Source organism: Sphingomonas sp. AAP5 (assembly GCF_004354345.1).
Lineage (GTDB): Bacteria > Pseudomonadota > Alphaproteobacteria > Sphingomonadales > Sphingomonadaceae > Sphingomonas > Sphingomonas glacialis.
Genome location: NZ_CP037913.1, coordinates 1,760,981 through 1,778,828, shown reverse-complemented (window position 1 = coordinate 1,778,828; position 17,848 = coordinate 1,760,981). Strand labels below are relative to the sequence as shown.

At 66.7% G+C, this 17,848-nt stretch carries 21 protein-coding genes; 8 read left to right on the top strand and 13 right to left on the bottom strand.

What is annotated here, in order from left to right; genetic code table 11:
• Positions 1 to 111: 111 nt before the first annotated feature.
• The gene (locus tag E2E30_RS08175) at positions 112 to 654 is read left to right on the top strand and encodes a peroxiredoxin (protein WP_133188907.1); all 543 of its coding nucleotides are present in this window, start codon (positions 112 to 114) and stop codon (positions 652 to 654) included.
• A gap of 150 nt (positions 655 to 804) precedes the next feature.
• Complete coding sequence (locus E2E30_RS08170; RefSeq protein ID WP_133188905.1) at positions 805 to 1,326, top strand: carboxymuconolactone decarboxylase family protein; 522 nt, start codon at positions 805 to 807, stop codon at positions 1,324 to 1,326.
• Between the two features lie 3 nt (positions 1,327 to 1,329).
• On the opposite strand, the gene E2E30_RS08165 is transcribed toward E2E30_RS08170, so the two are convergent.
• Positions 1,330 to 2,112: a sulfite exporter TauE/SafE family protein gene (locus E2E30_RS08165; RefSeq protein WP_133188903.1), complete on the bottom strand. Its 783-nt coding sequence runs from the start codon at positions 2,110 to 2,112 to the stop codon at positions 1,330 to 1,332.
• Positions 2,113 to 2,245: 133 nt separating this feature from the next.
• Between E2E30_RS08165 and epsC the strand changes: the two genes are divergently transcribed.
• Positions 2,246 to 2,926, top strand: a complete 681-nt coding sequence (epsC, locus tag E2E30_RS08160) for a serine O-acetyltransferase EpsC (protein WP_206365662.1) — start codon at positions 2,246 to 2,248, stop codon at positions 2,924 to 2,926.
• Complete coding sequence (locus E2E30_RS08155; protein WP_133188901.1) at positions 2,926 to 3,267, top strand: DUF2794 domain-containing protein; 342 nt, start codon at positions 2,926 to 2,928, stop codon at positions 3,265 to 3,267. Before epsC ends, E2E30_RS08155 begins: the two co-directional genes overlap by 1 nt.
• A 4-nt stretch (positions 3,268 to 3,271) precedes the next feature.
• Here E2E30_RS08155 and E2E30_RS08150 read toward each other — a convergent pair whose 3' ends face one another.
• The 11 genes from E2E30_RS08150 to E2E30_RS08100 form a co-directional block, all read right to left on the bottom strand.
• Positions 3,272 to 4,390: a hybrid sensor histidine kinase/response regulator gene (locus E2E30_RS08150; RefSeq protein WP_133188899.1), complete on the bottom strand. Its 1,119-nt coding sequence runs from the start codon at positions 4,388 to 4,390 to the stop codon at positions 3,272 to 3,274.
• Positions 4,391 to 4,514: 124 nt separating this feature from the next.
• A complete protein-coding gene (locus E2E30_RS08145; protein ID WP_133188897.1) occupies positions 4,515 to 5,546 on the bottom strand; it encodes a hypothetical protein in 1,032 nt (343 codons plus the stop codon).
• Positions 5,547 to 5,644: 98 nt separating this feature from the next.
• Complete coding sequence (locus E2E30_RS08140; protein WP_133188895.1) at positions 5,645 to 6,544, bottom strand: SDR family NAD(P)-dependent oxidoreductase; 900 nt, start codon at positions 6,542 to 6,544, stop codon at positions 5,645 to 5,647.
• Between the two features lie 166 nt (positions 6,545 to 6,710).
• Positions 6,711 to 7,076, bottom strand: a complete 366-nt coding sequence (locus tag E2E30_RS08135) for a hypothetical protein (RefSeq protein ID WP_133188893.1) — start codon at positions 7,074 to 7,076, stop codon at positions 6,711 to 6,713.
• Between the two features lie 82 nt (positions 7,077 to 7,158).
• On the bottom strand, positions 7,159 to 7,851 hold the full coding sequence (gene phoB, locus E2E30_RS08130; protein WP_133188891.1) for a phosphate regulon transcriptional regulator PhoB: 693 nt from the start codon (positions 7,849 to 7,851) through the stop codon (positions 7,159 to 7,161).
• A gap of 5 nt (positions 7,852 to 7,856) precedes the next feature.
• Positions 7,857 to 8,555 carry a phosphate signaling complex protein PhoU gene (phoU, locus tag E2E30_RS08125; protein ID WP_133188889.1) on the bottom strand — a complete coding sequence of 233 codons (699 nt, stop codon included), beginning with the start codon at positions 8,553 to 8,555 and terminating at the stop codon, positions 7,857 to 7,859.
• A 7-nt stretch (positions 8,556 to 8,562) separates the two neighbouring features.
• Positions 8,563 to 9,333 (bottom strand): phosphate ABC transporter ATP-binding protein PstB, encoded by a 771-nt coding sequence (gene pstB / locus E2E30_RS08120; protein ID WP_133188887.1) that lies wholly within the window; start codon positions 9,331 to 9,333, stop codon positions 8,563 to 8,565.
• Positions 9,330 to 10,643: a phosphate ABC transporter permease PstA gene (pstA, locus tag E2E30_RS08115; RefSeq protein WP_443018394.1), complete on the bottom strand. Its 1,314-nt coding sequence runs from the start codon at positions 10,641 to 10,643 to the stop codon at positions 9,330 to 9,332. The genes pstB and pstA overlap by 4 nt, the downstream gene beginning before the upstream one ends.
• On the bottom strand, positions 10,636 to 12,012 hold the full coding sequence (pstC, locus tag E2E30_RS08110; protein WP_133188885.1) for a phosphate ABC transporter permease subunit PstC: 1,377 nt from the start codon (positions 12,010 to 12,012) through the stop codon (positions 10,636 to 10,638). The genes pstA and pstC overlap by 8 nt, the downstream gene beginning before the upstream one ends.
• Positions 12,013 to 12,054: 42 nt before the next feature.
• The gene (locus tag E2E30_RS08105) at positions 12,055 to 13,119 is read right to left on the bottom strand and encodes a substrate-binding domain-containing protein (protein WP_133188883.1); all 1,065 of its coding nucleotides are present in this window, start codon (positions 13,117 to 13,119) and stop codon (positions 12,055 to 12,057) included.
• 74 nt (positions 13,120 to 13,193) lie between these two features.
• Positions 13,194 to 14,429, bottom strand: coding sequence for an ATP-binding protein (locus E2E30_RS08100; RefSeq protein WP_133188881.1), 1,236 nt, complete (start codon positions 14,427 to 14,429; stop codon positions 13,194 to 13,196).
• Between the two features lie 79 nt (positions 14,430 to 14,508).
• Here E2E30_RS08100 and E2E30_RS08095 point away from each other — a divergent pair, with 79 nt between their 5' ends.
• From E2E30_RS08095 to E2E30_RS08080, 4 genes are read left to right on the top strand one after another with little or no spacing between them, the layout of a single operon-like run.
• A complete protein-coding gene (locus E2E30_RS08095; protein ID WP_133188879.1) occupies positions 14,509 to 14,901 on the top strand; it encodes a hypothetical protein in 393 nt (130 codons plus the stop codon).
• A gap of 4 nt (positions 14,902 to 14,905) precedes the next feature.
• Positions 14,906 to 15,193, top strand: coding sequence for an HPr-rel-A system PqqD family peptide chaperone (locus E2E30_RS08090; RefSeq protein ID WP_240699073.1), 288 nt, complete (start codon positions 14,906 to 14,908; stop codon positions 15,191 to 15,193).
• Positions 15,190 to 16,050, top strand: a complete 861-nt coding sequence (locus tag E2E30_RS08085) for an HprK-related kinase A (protein ID WP_133188877.1) — start codon at positions 15,190 to 15,192, stop codon at positions 16,048 to 16,050. The genes E2E30_RS08090 and E2E30_RS08085 overlap by 4 nt, the downstream gene beginning before the upstream one ends.
• The gene (locus tag E2E30_RS08080; RefSeq protein ID WP_133191988.1) at positions 16,050 to 17,111 is read left to right on the top strand and encodes a nucleotidyltransferase domain-containing protein; all 1,062 of its coding nucleotides are present in this window, start codon (positions 16,050 to 16,052) and stop codon (positions 17,109 to 17,111) included. Before E2E30_RS08085 ends, E2E30_RS08080 begins: the two co-directional genes overlap by 1 nt.
• Here the strand turns inward: E2E30_RS08080 and E2E30_RS08075 are convergent.
• On the bottom strand, positions 17,103 to 17,789 hold the full coding sequence (locus E2E30_RS08075) for an HAD hydrolase-like protein (RefSeq protein ID WP_133188875.1): 687 nt from the start codon (positions 17,787 to 17,789) through the stop codon (positions 17,103 to 17,105). The genes E2E30_RS08080 and E2E30_RS08075 overlap by 9 nt on opposite strands.
• Positions 17,790 to 17,848: the final 59 nt, after the last annotated feature.

Below are 17,848 nucleotides of genomic sequence, written 5' to 3'. Positions count from 1 at the left end.
CCCATTGGATCGATAAGAACAGTCCCTATATGGGCCCTGCAACGAGACGGCGTTCAGCGCCGCGCATGAGGATGTCCGACGAGGCCCCAATTTTTCCAGGAGGCCCACAACATGTTGACCATCGGCGACAAGCTCCCCGACTTTACCGTTCCCGTCCAGCAGGGCGTATCTGCGCTCCCCGCCGGTGAGACGCTCAGCCAGGACGCGTTCCCGGGCAAGTGGAAGGTGCTGTTCTACTGGCCGAAGGATTTCACCTTCGTCTGCCCGACCGAGATCGTCGGCTATGCCGGCCTCAAGGGTGACTTCGAGGATCGCGACGCCGTGCTGATCGGCGCATCGACCGACACCGCGCACGTCCACCTCGCCTGGCGCAAGTCGGATCCCGATCTGGCGGCTGCCGACTTCCCGTGGCTGGCCGATAACGGTGGCGTGCTCGCCGCGCAGCTCGGCATTCTCGACAAGGACGAGCATGTCGCGTTCCGTGCGACCTTCATCATCGATCCCGACAACGTGATCCAGGCAGTCCAGGTCAACGGCCTCAACGTCGGCCGCAACCCCGCCGAGACGCTGCGCGTGCTCGACGCGCTGCAGACCGACGAGCTGTGCCCGTGCAACTGGAACAAGGGCGACGACGTCCTCCAGATCGCCGCGTAAAATTGGACGCGCGGGCGCGGCCTGACGGTCGTGCCCGCCATCATCGTCACCCCAGCGTAGGCTGGGGTCTTTATGGGGCGGGCGTGACGCTCGCCCTCGAGAGACCCCAGCCTGCGCTGGGGTGACGTGTTTGTGGATAGGGAAACATCAATGTCGCTCAAGGATTTCGCCGGGACGCTCCCGGATTTCGCCAAGGACATCCGCCTCAACGTCGGCTCGCTGCTCAACGAGGCGCATCTGCCCGACCAGCAGAAGTTCGGCCTGTTCCTGTGCTGCGCGCACGCCACCGGCTATAAACCGCTGGTCGACGTGACCGAGGCCGAAGTCGCCTCCAAGCTCTCGCCCGAGGCTGCCAACGCCGCGCGCGCCGCCGCTGCGGTGATGGCGATGAACAACGTCTATTACCGCTTCACGCATCTCGCCGGGAACGCCGAGTATCAGACGATGCCCGCCAAGCTGCGCATGAACGTGATCGGCCAGCCGGGAATCGAAAAGGTCGATTTTGAGCTGTTCAGCCTGGCGGTCTCGGCCATCAACGGCTGCGGCATGTGCATCGACAGCCATGAGCAGATCCTCAAGAAGGCCGGTGCCACCGCTGAGGCGATCCAGACCGCGGTGCGGATCGGCGCGGTGATGAAGGCCGTTGCCACGGTGCATTCGGCGATCAACTGACGTTCAGGTGGCGAGCGCCGACCATATCGAATAGGCGCTCGTCACCGTCAGCAGGATCCCGACCATCGCCATCAGCTTGCGCGCCGGGACGCGCTTGGCGACGACCGCGCCGATCGGCGCGGCGATCAGCCCGCCGATCAGGATCCCGAGCGTCTGCAAGGTGAACGCCTTGAGCCCGAGCGTCGCGATGAACGTGGCCGAGATCGTCGCGGTGAGGAAGAATTCGGACGTATTGACCGTGCCGATCGTGGTGCGCGGCGCAGCGCCCTGGACGAGCAGGTTCGACGTCACCACCGGGCCCCAGCCGCCGCCGCCCGCGGCATCGAGGAAGCCACCGACGAGACCGAGCGGCTCGATGATCTTGGGCTGCCTGGGCGTCACCGGTCCGCGATAGGCACGGTAGAGCAAATAGAGCCCCATCAGCGAAAGATACGCCATTACGAACGGCCTAGCGACCGCGCCGTCGATGTTGCTCAGCACATAGGCACCCAGCGCACCACCGATCATCCCCGGGATCACCAGCCGCCGGAACAGCCGCCAGTCGACGTTGCGATGCACGATATGGCTCACACCCGAGGCGGCAGTGGTGAAGGTCTCGACCGCGTGGACGCTTGCCGAAGCGAGCGCCGGTGGCATCCCGAGCAGCACGACGAGCAGCGTATTGTTGATCACCCCGAACGCCATGCCGAGCGCACCATCGACAACCTGCGCGGCAAAGCCGATCAGGATGAAGGGCAGCATCGCCGCGAAAATCGCGGGGAAATCGATGGTCGAAACCTCTGGCATGCTAAGCAGATCGCGCCTTTTTTGAAATCCCACAAGAAAGATGGGGTTTTGTTCGATAAAGTTAGCGACCGGACGCGCCTTTAATTCGACCGACCGAAGGACTAGATATCGCGCAGATGAAGGGGAAACCGCAATGATGGGACGATTGATCGCCTATCTCGATTCGATCAAGGCTCGTGATCCCGCCCCGCGTTCGCGGCTCGAGATTCTGACCTATCCTGGCGTGTGGGCGCTTGGTTATCACCGTATCGCGCACCGCCTGTTCAAGGCGCGTCTGTTCTTTCTCGCGCGCGCGGTGAACCATTTCTCGCGCTTGATGACCGCGATCGACATCCACCCCGGTGCGACGATCGGCCGCAATTTCTTCATCGATCATGGCTTTGTCGTGATCGGCGAGACGGCCGAGATCGGCGACAACGTCACGATCTATCAATGCGTCACGCTCGGCGGCACGAGCCCGGACAATGGCATTGCCGGCAAGCGCCACCCGACCTTGTGCGACAATGTCATCATCGGGTCTGGCGCTCAGGTACTCGGCCCGATCACGCTCAACAAGGGCTCGCGCGTTGGCGCGAACGCCGTCGTGACGCGTGACGTGGTCGAGGGCGCGGTCATGGTCGGCATCCCGGCGCGCGCGACGATGGTCGAAGGCGGGCAGAAGCCCGTCGAGTTCCTCGCATACGGCACGCCGTGCAGCGAGATGTTCGATCCTGCCACACAGAAGGTTGAGTTGCTGCGCTGCGAGCTCGAGACGATGCGCAAGCGGCTCGACGCCTTGCTGGTGGAAAATCACGACCTGCGCGATCGGGCTTGATGGGGACGATAACACCCTTTCCGGCGCCACGCGGTACGCCGCTGCAGATCGGCTTCGAACGGCTTGAACTCAACCGCATCCTCGATCTCTATGGGCGGATGGTCGCAGCCGGCCTGTGGCGTGATTACGCGATCGATCTCGGCTATGAAGCCGCGGTCTTCGCCGCTTTCCGCCGCGCCGCCGAACGCCCCGAATTCCGGATCGAGAAGCGTCCCGCGTTGCGCCACAAGCAGGGGATGTGGGCGCTGATCGGCGAACATGGCATGGTCCTCAAGCGCGGCCCCGAACTCGGCCCGGTCCTTGCCCCGGTCGAGCGGCGCCTGATGAAGGTGGTCGACTGAGCGCTTAGGCGATACCCGGCACGGTAAAGCACGCGATCGCGCCGCAGGTGGCGCGGTTGCGCAGCGTGATCACCCCGCCTTGCGCTTCGATAATCGCCTTGCAGATCGACAGGCCGATTCCCAGACTGTCGGCCTTGGTCGTGACGAACGGCTCGAAGACATTGGGGAGCAGCATCCGGTCGACCCCGGGACCCGAATCCGCCACGCAGACCTCGACGACTTGCCCCTTGTCGGACGCGGTGACGAGGATGTCGACCGGCGTGCCGGCGGCGGCCTCGACGGCATTCTGCAAAAGGTTGAGCAGCGTCTGCTGGAGCAGGATCCGATCGCCGAGCACGATAAGCGAGTGCGGAAGGTCGAGCGTGATCCGCGCGTCGGGTCGCCCCAGCGTGACGATATCGGCGGCGTCGCGCAGCGTGTCGGTGAGCGCGACCTGTTCCAGCCGTGCTTCGGGGCGGGTCGTCAGCGATTGCAGGGTGCGGATGATGTGGCCCGCCGTGCGGCTTGCCTCGATCGCTGCCTGCAGCGACTCGAGCACCAGCGCGGAATCCCCCCGGCTTTCGACGACGGCACGCGCGACGGCCAGGTAATTGCCGATCGTCGTCAGCGGCTGGGTGAGTTCGTTGGCGATCGTCGTCGCCATCATCCCCATCGCATTGCGGCGTGATCCGTGAATCAGGTCGTTTCCCAGCGGGCCGAGCCGCGCGCGCGCTGTGCCTGACGGACGTTCGCCATGCGGCTCGCCCATCGCTTTCTGGATGCTTGCCGGGCGGCACAAAGCGAGGAAGGCCGCCGTGATCTCGATCGGATCGGACGTCGGCGCGAAGATAACGCTGTGTGGGACACCTGAGGCTGCCCAGTCGCTGGTCCCCCGCGTCGACAGATAGCCGATCGCGACCGCCGGGTTGGCAGCGCGGGCCTGGCGCGCCACCTCCCACCCGCGCGGCAGCGCATCGTCATCGATTCGAACCAGGACTCCGTCACGGTCGAGTGCGGCGATCGATACGGCGTCGTGCGCCACGGATGGATCGAGCGTCGCGCAGGCGCCGCCGTCGCGCTCGAACGCCGCTTGGAGCGAAGTGCGCACGCTGGAATGGCGGTCGACGATCAGAATCGAGGTCACCCGGTGCCTCTTTCGTTGCGTTGAACGGCGCAAACGGCGCAAATATCCGCCTGCGTTCAAAGGAATACGCGAGATTCCGGTTTGCAACAAGGCACACGACGCACGCCGCCGGGCGAGTCGGCCGCTAGGCGGCGACCAGCGTCGCGACCGGGGGCAGGCGCTCGCCAAGACCGCCGAGCAGGCCGACCACGATCCGCCGCATCGCGGGCCAGAAGGCGGAGAGCGTCAGCAAGGCCGAGCCGATCGCCAGTGCGGTGAACGCCCACGCCAGTTCGACCGCGCCCGCCGTCTGGAACAGCGCGTACAGCGCATAGAGGACATAGGCGAGGCTCGAGACGAGCAGCGCGCGCCGGTCGACCGCGAGCGCGACGAAGGCGAAGGCGAGGTAAAGCGCGAGCACGATCAGCGCGGTGCCGATCGCGATTGCCCCGCCGAACACGCCGAGCATGTGAAAGACGGGATGGGCGATCATCGGTGCTGCGGCGAGGTGGAGCCAGAAGGCGACGTCGGCACGCCGCGTGCGCCGCTCGCGGTCCGACAGATCCCACGTAATTGCGAGCGCGAACATGCCGAGCCCGCAAATGAAGACGAGTGGATAGACCGCTTCCTTCACCAACGGGATCGCGGCGATCACCAGCGCGACGACGACGCCGACCAAGGCCGATGCGCCGGCGGCGACGGTGATCGGCACCATGAAGCGACGCCAGTGCAGCCACGCGGCGCCCGCCATCAGCAGGCCAATGCCAGCGCCGATCGCCGCGCCGGCCTGGTCGCTCGAATCGGCGTGCAGCGCGACGAGCACGCCGACCGGCGTCGCGCCGACGCCGCCGACAAAGGCGAGCAGCAGCAGGATGCTCGGCAGCGCCATCCGCCGAATGCGCGTGAAATATTCGGCGAGCCCCCAGGCCGCGACCGCGACCAGCGCGCCGGCAAGCGGGGGGGTGATCGATTCGCCGATCCAGCCGACCGCGAGGAGCACCAGCACGATCGCGATCGAGACGAAAATATCGTTGAAGCCCGACAGCAGCCGAAAGCTCTCTTCATCGACCGCGGGGGCTGCGTTGCGCGCGGCGATATGATTGCGCAGCGCGGCCGCCGCCTCGCGCGAAATCGCGCCTGCCGTCACCGCCCCGTCGATATCGCTTTCGCTGTACATGATCGTCTCCCTGTCGATGGGGAGCGTATCACGCGTGTATCAGTGTAGCAACACAGCAACTATCGTCGCCCCGACACAGGCCGGGGCGACGCGCGAGGTTAGCCGCCCTGGAGCTTCTTGAGGATGCTCATCGACTGTTCGGCACCGTTCTGCGGGGTCATCTCGCCAGCACGGTCGGTGATCTCGGCCCAGTGCGCGGCGATGCCCTCGGGCGACAGATCGTCGCCGCTCAGCAGCTTGCCCTGCGTCAGCGTGACATAGGCTGCCTGGAACACCCCGGCGCCCGCGCCGATGATCATGTTGGTCGGCGATTCCTCCGACACGAGATAGAGCGCGGCCGGCGCGACCTTCTCGGGGGCGAAGGCGGCAAACGCCTCGGCCGGGAAGAGGTCCTCGGTCATCCGCGTGCCCGCGGTCGGCGCGATCGTGTTGACCTTGATGTTGTTCTTGGCGCCCTCGATCGCGAGCGTCTTGGTGAGCCCGGCAAGGCCGAGCTTGGCCGCGCCGTAATTCGCCTGGCCGAAATTGCCGTAGAGGCCGGTCGACGATGCGGTCATCAGGATGCGGCCGTAATTCTGCGCGCGCATCGTTTCCCACACCGCCTTGGTGACGTTGGCCGAGCCGTTGAGGTGGACGTCGATCACGAACTTGAAATCGGCCGGCTCCATCTTGGCGAAGCTCTTGTCGCGCAGCACGCCGGCGTTGTTGATGAGGATATGAACGCCGCCCCAAGTCTCCTTGGCCTTGGCGACCATCTCGACCATCTGCTCATATTCGGTGACGCTGCCGCCGTTCGAGATCGCCTCGCCGCCGGCCGCCTTGATTTCCTCGACGACCTTCAGCGCCGCGTCGCTATGGCCGGTGCCATCGCGCGAGCCGCCGAGATCGTTGACCACGACCTTCGCGCCGCGCTTGGCGAGTTCGAGCGCATAGGCGCGACCGAGACCGCCGCCGGCGCCGGTGACGATGGCGACCTTATCATCGAAACGGATGGACATGGATGGACTCCTCTAGGTGGTTTGAGGCGCGTCCTAGGCAATTGCGCGCGGCGTGCAAGCCGCGATCGGCATACTCCCGATACGAAAAAGCCGGCGTGCAGGGCTTCTGCACGCCGGCCGTAACGGCAAGTCTTGAAGGCTGCGGCCGGAAAAATCCGGCGCTACCTCAGCGCTTGTGCATGCGCTTGCCCGAGTGCATCCGCGCGCCGGCAGCGTTCGACCGCTCGGTGCAGCCATCCTTCAGCGTGCGCGAGCAGGGCGGGTAGTCGCCGGTCGCTGCCATCGGTGCCGACGGCGTCGCCATCGATGCATTGGCGGCAGGCGTCGTGGCCGGCTGCGCCATTGCCGGATCAGCGGCGGGGGCGGCGGGCTGTGCCATTGCGGGGTCTGCTGCCGGGGCGGGCTGCGCGGGCATGGTTTGCGCCGGGGCCGGCTGGCTCATCGCGTCGGGGGTCGCCGGTGCTGGCGTGGTCTGCGCCAGCGCGGGCATTGCGACGGCAGCGGCGAGCGCCGCAAACATCATGATTTTCATAAACAGTCTCCTGCGAACGGGCAGCATTGTGTGCTGCTCGTCGGGTCAAACGCGTATTGTGCCGCATGGGTCCCAATATTCTTTACGCACCCGAATCGAGTGCATAGCCCGCCGAACGCACCGTGCGGATGATATCGGGGCGGTCGCCGCAGTTGATCGCCTTGCGCAGCCGCCGGATGTGCACGTCGACCGTGCGGCTCTCGATGTCGCTGTCATGGCCCCATACCGCATCGAGCAGTCGCTCGCGCGAGAACACCCAGCCGGGATGTTCGAGGAAGTGTTTCAGCAGGCGGAACTCGGTCGGCCCGAGCGGGATGACCTCGCCCGAACGCCGCACCTTGTGGCCGACGGTATCCATCTCGATGTCCGAATAGGTCAGCTGCTCGCCCGCCAACGCCGGGCGCACCCGCCGCAGCACCGCGCCGACGCGCGCGACGAGCTCACGTGGCGAGAACGGCTTGGTGACATAATCGTCGGCGCCGGTCTCGAGCCCGCGGACACGATCCTCTTCCTCGCCGCGCGCGGTCAGCATGATGATCGGGACGTTGGCGGTCTCGGGCATGCGGCGCAGGCGGCGGCACACTTCGATCCCCGACAGGCCCTCGACCATCCAATCGAGCAGCACGATGTCGGGGGTATTCTCCTTGGCCAGCAGCAGCGCCTCCTCGCCGTCGGGCGTCTGCGCGATCTCGAAATCCTCGCGCTTGAAGTGCCAGATCAGCAGCTCGGCGAGCGCGGCGTCGTCTTCAACCAGCAGCATTTTCGCGCGGGCCATATCGTTTACTCCGTCAGGCTGAGAAGGGTGCCGCGGTCACGTTCGACCATGTGCGTACCGGTTGCGGCATAGTAGATCATCTCGGCGATGTTCGTTGCGTGGTCGCCCACGCGTTCGAGATTCTTGGCGATGAAGAGCAATTGCGTGACCTGGCCGATCGTCCGCGGGTTCTCCATCATGTGGGTTACGAGCACGCGGAACAGGCTGTTGTAGAAATCGTCGACCTCGCGGTCGCGCTGGCACACTTCGACCGCGGCATCGGCGTCGCGCGCGGCGAAGGCGTCGAGCGCGTCGTGCACCATCCGCACCGCGAGCGCCGACATGGCGGGGAGCACCGAGAGCGGTTCGATCTCGCCATGGCTGTCGATCGAGGGGACGCGCTTGGCGATGTTCTTGGCATAGTCGCCAATCCGTTCGATCACCCCGGCGATCTTCAGCGCGGCGACGACTTCGCGCAGATCGTCGGCGAGCGGCGCGCGCAGCGCGATGATGCGGACTGCGAGCTGCTCGACCTCGAGCTCGAGCGCGTCGAGCTTCTTGTCGCCCGCGATGATGAGCTGCGCGCCTTCGAGGTCGTGGCGGCGCAGCGCTTCCATCGCGCCGGCAATCGCGTGTTCGGCCATTCCGCCCATCTGCGCGATGAGGCCGCGCAGCTGGCCGATATCGGCGTCGAACGCCTTAACTGTATGGTCGTTCAATGGCATGTCCTGTTCACCCGTAGCGGCCGGTGATGTAATCCTTGGTGCGTTCCTGCCGAGGATTGGTGAAGATGTCCGAGGTCGCGCCATATTCGATCAGCGTGCCCAGGTGGAAGAAGGCGGTGCGCTGCGACACGCGCGCGGCCTGCTGCATGTTGTGCGTGACGATCACGATCGCGTAGCGGCCCTTCAACTCGTGAATCAGCTCCTCGATCTTGGCGGTCGCGATCGGGTCGAGCGCCGAGCACGGCTCGTCCATCAGGATCACCTCGGGGTCGACCGCGATCGCGCGCGCGATGCACAGCCGTTGCTGCTGGCCGCCCGACAGCGCGGTGCCGCTGTCGGTGAGGCGGTCCTTGACCTCGTCCCACAGCCCGGCGCGGCGCAACGAGCGTTCGACGATCTCGCCGAGCTGGGTCTTGTTGCCGGCAAGGCCGTGGATGCGCGGGCCGTAGGCGACGTTCTCGAAGATCGACTTGGGGAAGGGGTTGGGCTTCTGGAACACCATGCCGACGCGCGCGCGGAGCTGCACGACGTCCATTTCGGGGGCGTAGATGTCCTCACCGTCGAGCGTGATGTCGCCCTCGACCTTGGCCGCAGGAATTGTGTCGTTCATGCGGTTGAGCGTGCGCAGGAAGGTCGATTTGCCGCAGCCCGACGGGCCGATCAGCGAGGTGACGTGGTCCGAACCGAAATCGAGCGACACGTCGTCGATCGCTTTCTTGGCGCCGTACCAGACGTTCACATGCTGCGCCGAAATCTTGTGTTGGTTGGGAATGCTCACCAGCGGGTCTCGAATTTGTTACGGAGGTAGATCGCGAAGCCGTTCATCGCGAGCAGGAAGACGAGCAGGACGATGATCGCCGCGCTGGTCTTTTCGACAAAGCCGCGATCGATCTGATCGGACCATAGGAAGATCTGCACCGGCAGCACGGTCGCCGGATCGGTCAGCCGCGCGGGCGGCGAGGCGATGAACGCGCGCATCCCGATCATCAGCAGCGGCGCAGTCTCGCCGAGCGCGCGCGCCATGCCGATGATCGTGCCGGTGAGGATGCCGGGTAGCGCGAGCGGCAGGACGTGGTGGAAGACGACCTGGATCGGGCTCGCCCCGACGCCGAGCGCGGCATCGCGGATCGACGGCGGGACGCCCTTGATCGCATTGCGGCCCGAGATCACGATCACCGGCATCGTCATCAGCGCGAGCGTTAGACCACCGACGATCGACGCCGAGCGCGGCAGGCCGAAGGTGCCGAGGAACACGGCCAGCCCGAGCAAGCCGAAAATGATCGAGGGCACCGCGGCGAGATTGTTGATCGAGACCTCGATCAGATCGGTCCAGCGGTTCCGCGGCGCATATTCCTCGAGATAGAGCGCCGACAGCACCCCGACCGGGAAGGCGATCAGCAGCGTGACCAGCATCGTGAACAGCGAGCCCTTGAACGCGCCCCAGATCCCCGCGCGCGTCGGATCGTTCGAGTCCGATGCGGTGAGGAAGGGGAGGTTGAAGCCGGTCGAGATCGCATGCCGCGCCTTGAGCTTCGCGACGATCGCCTCGGAGGCCGGATCGCCCTGGCGCTTGGCGGCGACGTCGATCGCATCGGCGGCGGGCACCCAGATCGTCGCGCGCGCGCCGAGAAGAGCGGGGTCGCGCTTCAACGCTTGGCGCACGCGCAGCCAGCCGCCGTCGGACACCCAGCGATCGCCGTCGGTCCCGAACGCGGCCTTGGCCGACGAATCGGTCAAGCCTTCGATATTGGCGGTCGACAGCGCGAGATCGGCGCCGGGTCCGCGCAGGTCGGCCGGCGTCAGCAACAGCCCCGAATGCGCGAAATCGACCGGCAGCGCGATCTGCGTCTGCAGGAATCCGCTGGCGCCGTTATACACCATCGTCACAAGCAGCACCGCGAGGAAGCCGGCGGAAAGCACGACCGCGCCGAGCCCGAGCCAGCGGAAGCGTCGCTCGGCGGCATAACGCTTGCGGATGCGGCGCTGCATCGACTGCGTCCGCCAGTCGGTCGGCGCGCGCTCGGCCGGGCCGGTCGCGGTGGTCGCGACACCGGGGACGAGCCCGCTGAGGATTGGGGCGTCACTCATAAGCTTCGCGATACCGTTTCACGACCGTCAGCGCGACGATGTTGAGGAGCAGGGTGATGACGAACAGCGTGAGCCCGAGCGCGAAGGCGGCGAGCGTCTTCGGGCTGTCGAACTCGGCTTCGCCGGTGAGCAGGTCGACGATCTGCTTGGTCACGGTGGTCGCGCTGGCGAACGGGTTGAGCGTGAGCGTCGCGACGCCGCTCGCCGCCATCACCACGATCATCGTCTCCCCGATCGCGCGGCTGACCGCGAGCAAGACGCCACCGACGACACCGGGAAGCGCCGCGGGAAGCAATACGCGGCTGATCGTCTCGGACGAGGTCGCGCCCATCGCCAGGCTCCCGTCGCGCATCGCGCCCGGCACCGCCGCCAGCGAATCGTCTGCCATCGAGGACACGAACGGGATGATCATCACCCCCATCACCAGCCCCGCGGCGAGCGCGCTTTCCGAGCTCGCCCAGGTAATGCCGAGCGACACCGCGACATCGCGCACCGCCGGCGCCACCGTCAGCGCGGCGAAATAGCCGTAGACCACGGTCGGCACGCCCGCGAGCACCTCGAGGATCGGCTTCATCCAGCGCCGCGCGCGCGGCGTCGCATATTGCGTGAGGTACACCGCGCTCATCAGCCCAAACGGGATCGCGACGAGCATCGCGATCACCGCGCCGATGAAGAAGGTGCCCCAGAACAACGGCACTGCGCCGAGTGTCTTGCCCGGGTCTGCCGGGTCGATGACTTGCGGGCTCCAATGCGTCCCGAACAGGAAGTCGGTGATCGGCACGACGCTGAAAAAGCGCCACGATTCGAACAGCAGCGACGCGACGATCCCCATCGTCGTGACGATCGCGATCAGCGAGGCAGCGAGCAGGCACGCCATCACGACGCGTTCGATCTTGCTGCGCGCGCGGAAATCGGGGCGGACGCGGGTATAAGCGAACCCGCCGGTCGCAAAGGCGAGCAGCAACGCGACCGCCGAGCCGATCCAGTCGTTGCGGCTCTGCGCCGCAGCATAAGCGGGCGCGAGCTTCTGCGACAGTGGGTTGAACGCGCCGAAGCTGTTGCCAGCGGCAAGGCTGCGCGCTTCGGACAGGATCGCCGCACGGTCGAACCCCGGCGGCGGCAATTGCGCGGCGGCGGGATCGCGCAGCACGCGGTCGGTCACCAGCGCTGGCGAAGTCGACGCCCAGACGCACAGGAAGAGAGCGGCGGGCAACACCGTCCACAAGGCGACATAGCCACCGAAATGCGACGGCAGCGAGCTGAACCGCGCGGTACTGCCGCGGCGGAAGCCGACGGCACGCATCCGCGCCGTCAGCCAGCCGATCAGGCCGAGCCCGGCAATGACGAGGGAAAGAGTAAGGATCGACAAAGCGGGTGGTTCGATTTCGTGTTCGAGGTGTGGGAAAGGCGGTCAGAGCAGCTTGGACGGATCCAGCGACGCTTCGGCCTTGATGATGGCTGCGCTGCGCTTGCGCACGTCGTCGGGCGCGGCGATCAGCCCCTTGGCGACGAGCGGCCCCTTGGGATCCCACGACTGCGCATAGACTGCGAGAAATTCGCGCAGCCCCTTGATCGCGGTGAGATGCGCCTTCTTGACGTAGAGGTAGAGCGGGCGCGACCCGGGATAGGCGCCGCGCGCGATCGTCTCATAGGTCGGCTCGACGCCGTTGATCGGCACGCCGTTCAACTTGTCCTTGTTCTGCTCGAGATACGAATAGCCGAAGATGCCGATCGCATTGGGGTTCGACTGGAGCTTCTGGACGATCAGATTGTCGTTCTCGCCGGCATCGACATAGGCGCCGTCCTCGCGGATCGCGGTGCAGCCCTTGGCATAGCCGGCGGCATCGCTTTCCTTCTTGTCGGCGAGCGCTGGGTTGATCGCGTCGCAGCCCTTGGCGAGGATCAACTCGGCGAGCGCATCGCGCGTGCCGCTGGTCGAGGGCGGACCATAGACCTGAATCGGGATCGCGGGCAGCGCCGGATTGACGTCCTTCCACGTCTTGGCGGTGTTGGGCTGGCCCATCGGCGTGGCGGCGAGCGCCTTGTACAGGTCGACCGCGGTCAACTGCAGCTTGGGGCCGCTCATCGATTCGGCGAAGGCGACGCCGTCGAGCCCGATCTGGACCTCGATGATAGTGTCGACGCCATTGTCCTTGCAGGTGCGATATTCGCTCGCCTTCATCCGGCGCGAGGCGTCCTCGATGTCGGGATGCGCCGCCCCGACGCCAGCGCAGAACAGCTTCATCCCGCCGCCCGTGCCGGTCGATTCGATCGCGGGCGACTTCATCCCCGGCGTCTTGTTGATGAGCTGCTCGGCGACGATCGTGGTGAAGGGGAAGACAGTCGACGATCCGACGACGGTGATATGGTCGCGCGAGCCGGCGCCCCCGCCATTGGCCTGGTCCTGGCAGGCACTGAGTGCCAACGCTGCCGCACTGCTGGCGGCAAAGGCGACGATCGCGCGTTTCCGGTTCATGGATTCTCCCCTCGGACCGAAGGGTCCGTAGAATCGCAATACCATCGCGACGGACCGCCTGTGTGACACTGTCGTTACCGTTTGATGACAGCGCCCGTCTGGCCGTGCGCTGGAAGCAGAATTGTCACCGTGGTTCCCTTGCCCACGGTGCTCGTCACATCGAACCGACCGCGGTGGCGCTCGATGATATGCTTGACGATCGCGAGCCCAAGCCCGGTTCCGCCCGCCGCGCGGCTGCGGCCCGGGTCGACGCGGTAGAAGCGCTCGGTCAGGCGCGGGATGTGCTCGGGCGCGATCCCTTCGCCCTCGTCGGTCACGCTGATCCGCACCATTCCCGCCGGATCGCGCCACAGCCCAACTGTCACCGGCGTACCGGCGCGGCCGTATTTCATCGCATTGCCGATGAGATTGTGGAGCACCTGGCTCAATTGCGCGCGGTCGCCGACCACGGGCGGCACGCCGAGGTCGAGGTCGGCGACGATATCGGCGCTGCGCGTGTCCTGCGCGTCGAGCAGTTCGGAGCGGACTTCGCCGATCAGCGCACCGACATCGACCGCGCGATCGGGCAGACGATATTTCTCCGCCTCGATCCGGCTCAGCGAGATCAGGTCCTCGACCAAGCGCTGCATCCGCCGCGCCTCGTCGAACATGATCTTGAGGAAGCGCCCGCGCACCTGCGCGTCCTCGCCCGCCTTCTCGTCGCCAAGCGTCTCGATATAACCGAGGATCGAGGCGAGCGGGGTGCGCAATTCGTGGCTCGCGTTCGCGACGAAGTCGACGCGCATCCGCTCGGCGGCGTAATTGCCGGTGCGGTCGACGAGTTGCACGATCCGCTGACCACCCCCGGCGCGGCTGACATGCATTTCCCAATGCTGGTCGAGCGCGCCGAGCCCGACGAGATTGGTCGGGCCCTGCAGATTGCCCGTCGACGGACCGGCGAGGCGTTCGGCGGCACCCGGGTGCCGGATCGCGACGCGCACGTCCTCGCCGACGATATGCTTGCCGAGCAGCCCGAGCGCGACGGCATTGGCATGCGTCACGCGCCCTTCGGCGACGATCAGCACCGGCTCGACGATCGCCTCGATCACGTCCTGCGTCTCGGGCGGGGCGAGCGCGGCGGCAGCGGGGACGGGGCGGGGCAGCTCGATCGGGCCGTCGCCGGTGCCCGTCGCGACGAGCGCCGCGGCAATCCCGCCGACCAGCGTGACCAACGCGGGCTGCAGATCGCCCGCAAGCAGGAACACTGCGATCGCCGCGACGACGATGAGACCGATCGCCGTGATCGTCCGAGAACCGAAACCCTGGAGCATTTCGCCGCCTTAGCCCAAAGATGCTTAAGCTCGATAGCCTTGCTTGCCAGCGATTTGCGAATGTGAAATGGCTGTCACCATGACCGACGTTCCGCCAGAGACCCCGAACGCCACGCGCCGCCGCGCGCTCATGCTCGGCGCGGCCGGCGCCGCCGCGGTCGTCTCGATCCGCCCGGCACTCGCCGCGACCACCGCGTCGATCTCGACCTGCGAGATTCCGGTGCCCGATCCGGGGCGGGCGGGCAGCTACATCGCCGCCGACGGCACCACCGTGCCGCGTGGGACGCTGGGGGCGTTCGCGCCGCCCGGAAGGCCGTTCAAGGGCGAGGAGGTCAAGACCGCGCTGGCCGGCGGACAGCTGCCGGGAACGAGCTATCAGCAGAGCCGCGCCTACACCAATTACATCCGGCGGCTGCAATCGGGGACGAGCGGCTTCACCTGCTTCGCGTCGTTGCAGATGCCGCGCGGCTGAGCCGGTGGCCCTGGCGGACGACACCGTCCTCTACCGCATGGCGCGGGCCGAGAGCCTGAGCATCGTCCATCTCGACAGTTTTTCCGCAGTCTATCACCGCGCCTCGGGCATCACGCACCTCATCACCGCGCCAGCGCCCGAGATTCTCGCGACTTTGGGTGAGGCGGGAATGACGCGCGCCGCGCTGCTGCAGCGGCTCGTGCGCGACTATGCGCTCGGCGATGCGGATGCGGATGTGCTGCGCGAGCGGCTCGACGAACTCGTCGCGACCGGCCTGGTGTCGCGCGCATGAACCACCAGTTCAGCGTAGCGATCGGGCCGGTCGGTTTCCGCATCGGCTCCGACTGGCGCGCGCCGATCGCGCAGCTCGAGACGCTGTATCGCGCCTATCCCAAGCCCGCCGATGGTGTCCCCGATTTCACCGTGCGCCTCTTCGCCGCGCGGCCGTGGCGGCGCGTGCTGCGCCCCTCCGTTATGATCGGCGGCGATTTCGTGCTGCCCGAGGCGGCGCCGCTGCCCCTTGCGCAAGGGCTGCTCGCCGCCGAGATGGGGATGAACCTGCAGATGGCGCTCGGCCAGCGCCGTTACCTGCTGCTCCACGCTTCGGTCGTCGAGCGCGACGGCGAGGCGCTGATGATGACGGGCGTCTCGGGCGCGGGCAAATCGACGCTCGCGGCGCTGCTGTCGCTGCGCGGATGGCGTCTGATGGGCGATGAATTTGCCTTGCTCGATCCCGAAACGGGACAGCTCCATGCCTTTCCGCGGCTCGTCAGCCTCAAGAATGCGAGCATCGCGACCGTCGCGGCAGAAGCGGCGGCGGATCGTTTCGGACCACTGCTCGAGGGCACACCCAAGGGCACGATCCGCCATTTCGTCCCCGATGCGCACGCGATCGCGACGATGCCGCAGCCGGCGTGCCCGGCGCTGATCCTCTTCCCGAGTTTCGGCTTCGAACCCGCCGCGCGCGACGTCGCGGCGAGCGAGGTGTTCGTTCGGCTGACGCAAGCCTCGACCAACTATGTCGCGCTCGGCGAGCGGGGCTTCGATGCGCTGACCAAGCTCGTGACCTCGGTCCCGGCGCGCGCGATCGACTATCCCGACACCGCCAGCGCGATCGCGCAAGTGGAGGCGGCGTGGGCGGCGCGATGATGCGCCGCGCGCCAGACGGCTGGCTGCTGGCGCGCGCGCTGCGCTTGCCGGAGAGCACGCTCGCGCTCGACGCGGAGGGCTGGACCGCCTTGCTCGCGATCGCGCGCGCCGAGCAGATGCTGGGCACGCTCGCATGGCGGCTCGATGGAATGGCGGTTCCACCGAATGTCGGGCGCATTCTCGAAGACGCGTGGCGCTCGGTCGAACAGGGCCGGGTCGTCGCCTTGTGGGAAGCCGAGGCGGCCCGCCGCGCACTCGCCCCGCTCGGCGAGCGCGTCGTTCTGCTCAAGGGCACCGCCTTCGTCGCCGCCGATCTGCTGGCGGGGCACGGTCGGTCGATCGGCGATCTCGACATCCTCGTGCCACGCGCATCGCTGGATAGGGTCGAGGCGGCGTTGCTCGACGCGGGGTGGGAATGGGTCAAGCCCGATCCGTATGACGACGCCTATTACCGCCAGTGGATGCATGAGCTCCCGCCGCTGATCCACCGCGACCGCGACCGGATGATCGACGTCCACCACACGATCCTGCCACTGACTGCGCGGATCACCCCCAACGCTGCGGCGTTGCTCGCCGATGCGGTCGAGGTTGCGCCTGGGCTGTGGGCGCTGTCGCCCGAAGACATGGTCGTGCATGCCGCGGCACATCTGTTTGCCGACGGTGATCTGGCGGGCGGGATGCGCAACCTGTGGGACATCGATCAGCTTTGCCGCGAGTTCGCGGCAACGCAGTCCGACTTCTATTTGAGTTTATACGAGCGCGCTTGGGAGGAGGGCTTGTCCGCTCAGGTTCAGCGCGCGTTGCGCCTGTGTTGGCAGCTCTATGACACGCCCGCAGTCGGCTATACCTCACCGATCACGATCGACCTGAACCCGCGGTGGTCCGACCGCCTCTATCTCCGCCGCGTCACCGCGCGCGACGGTTGGGGGCGCACCACCCGCCCGGTGACGCGGATGGCGTTCTACATCCGCTCGCACTGGCTGCGGATGCCGCCCGCGATGCTCGTGCGGCACTTATGGATCAAGTGGCGCAAGGGCGGCGCCGGGCCCGCCTCAGGCTGAGAGGCGATCAAGCGTCGGCAGCAGATCGGCGAACGAATCGATCACCGCGTCGGCGCCCATCTCCTCGACCGGCTCAAGCAGGAAGCCGAAGCTCACCGCAATGCCTGGGATCTCGGCGTTCTTTGCCGCCATGATGTCATAGATCGAATCGCCGACGAACGCCGCGCGGGTCGTGCCAATCTCGCCGCCGCAGCGCCGGATCATCTCGTCGATCGGCGCGCGGTTGGGCTTGGAAAGGCCCGGCCCCATCGTGTCGCCGCCGATGATGCACGCGAAGCGCTCGGTCAGCCCGAGATCGGCGAGCAGCGTGAGCGCAAGGCTCTCGAACTTGTTGGTGACGACCGCGCTCTTGATGCCGCGCGCGTCGAGCTGGTCGAGCGCCGCGATCACGCCGGGGAAGGGGCGCGTATGGACCGAAAGGTGCGCCGCGTAATAGGCCAGCATCCGCTTGTAGAGCGGGCGGAATTCCTCCGGCGTGCAGCCGCCGGTCGCCTCCAGCCCTTGCGCCAGCATATGCTTGGCGCCGCCGCCAACCATCGTCTTGACCTGCGCCACCGTCAGCAACGGACGCCCGGCGAAGTCGAGCGTGTCGTTGACCGCGGCGGTGAGATCGCCGCTGCTGTCGACCAGGGTGCCATCGAGGTCGAACCCCACGATCTGGAATGAATTCGTCGTCATGCGGCCCTGCCTGGCAGGGTTGCTATGGAATTGGCAAGTCCGGCGTGGCAGGGCTGGCG

Bases quoted from the DNA above. Each gene is read 5' to 3' on its own strand.
- E2E30_RS08175 (WP_133188907.1), top strand. From the start codon at position 112: ATGTTGACCATCGGCGACAAGCTCCCCGACTTTACCGTTCCCGTCCAG.
- pstA (WP_443018394.1), bottom strand. From the start codon at position 10,643: ATGAGTGACGCCCCAATCCTCAGCGGGCTCGTCCCCGGTGTCGCGACC.
- E2E30_RS08170 (WP_133188905.1), top strand. From the start codon at position 805: ATGTCGCTCAAGGATTTCGCCGGGACGCTCCCGGATTTCGCCAAGGAC.
- E2E30_RS08100 (WP_133188881.1), bottom strand. From the start codon at position 14,429: ATGCTCCAGGGTTTCGGTTCTCGGACGATCACGGCGATCGGTCTCATC.
- E2E30_RS08140 (WP_133188895.1), bottom strand. From the start codon at position 6,544: ATGTCCATCCGTTTCGATGATAAGGTCGCCATCGTCACCGGCGCCGGC.
- E2E30_RS08105 (WP_133188883.1), bottom strand. From the start codon at position 13,119: ATGAACCGGAAACGCGCGATCGTCGCCTTTGCCGCCAGCAGTGCGGCA.
- E2E30_RS08165 (WP_133188903.1), bottom strand. From the start codon at position 2,112: ATGCCAGAGGTTTCGACCATCGATTTCCCCGCGATTTTCGCGGCGATG.
- phoU (WP_133188889.1), bottom strand. From the start codon at position 8,555: ATGCCATTGAACGACCATACAGTTAAGGCGTTCGACGCCGATATCGGC.
- E2E30_RS08085 (WP_133188877.1), top strand. From the start codon at position 15,190: ATGAACCACCAGTTCAGCGTAGCGATCGGGCCGGTCGGTTTCCGCATC.
- epsC (WP_206365662.1), top strand. From the start codon at position 2,246: ATGATGGGACGATTGATCGCCTATCTCGATTCGATCAAGGCTCGTGAT.
- phoB (WP_133188891.1), bottom strand. From the start codon at position 7,851: ATGGCCCGCGCGAAAATGCTGCTGGTTGAAGACGACGCCGCGCTCGCC.
- E2E30_RS08075 (WP_133188875.1), bottom strand. From the start codon at position 17,789: ATGACGACGAATTCATTCCAGATCGTGGGGTTCGACCTCGATGGCACC.
- E2E30_RS08155 (WP_133188901.1), top strand. From the start codon at position 2,926: ATGGGGACGATAACACCCTTTCCGGCGCCACGCGGTACGCCGCTGCAG.
- E2E30_RS08080 (WP_133191988.1), top strand. From the start codon at position 16,050: ATGCGCCGCGCGCCAGACGGCTGGCTGCTGGCGCGCGCGCTGCGCTTG.
- E2E30_RS08095 (WP_133188879.1), top strand. From the start codon at position 14,509: ATGACCGACGTTCCGCCAGAGACCCCGAACGCCACGCGCCGCCGCGCG.
- E2E30_RS08145 (WP_133188897.1), bottom strand. From the start codon at position 5,546: ATGTACAGCGAAAGCGATATCGACGGGGCGGTGACGGCAGGCGCGATT.
- E2E30_RS08135 (WP_133188893.1), bottom strand. From the start codon at position 7,076: ATGAAAATCATGATGTTTGCGGCGCTCGCCGCTGCCGTCGCAATGCCC.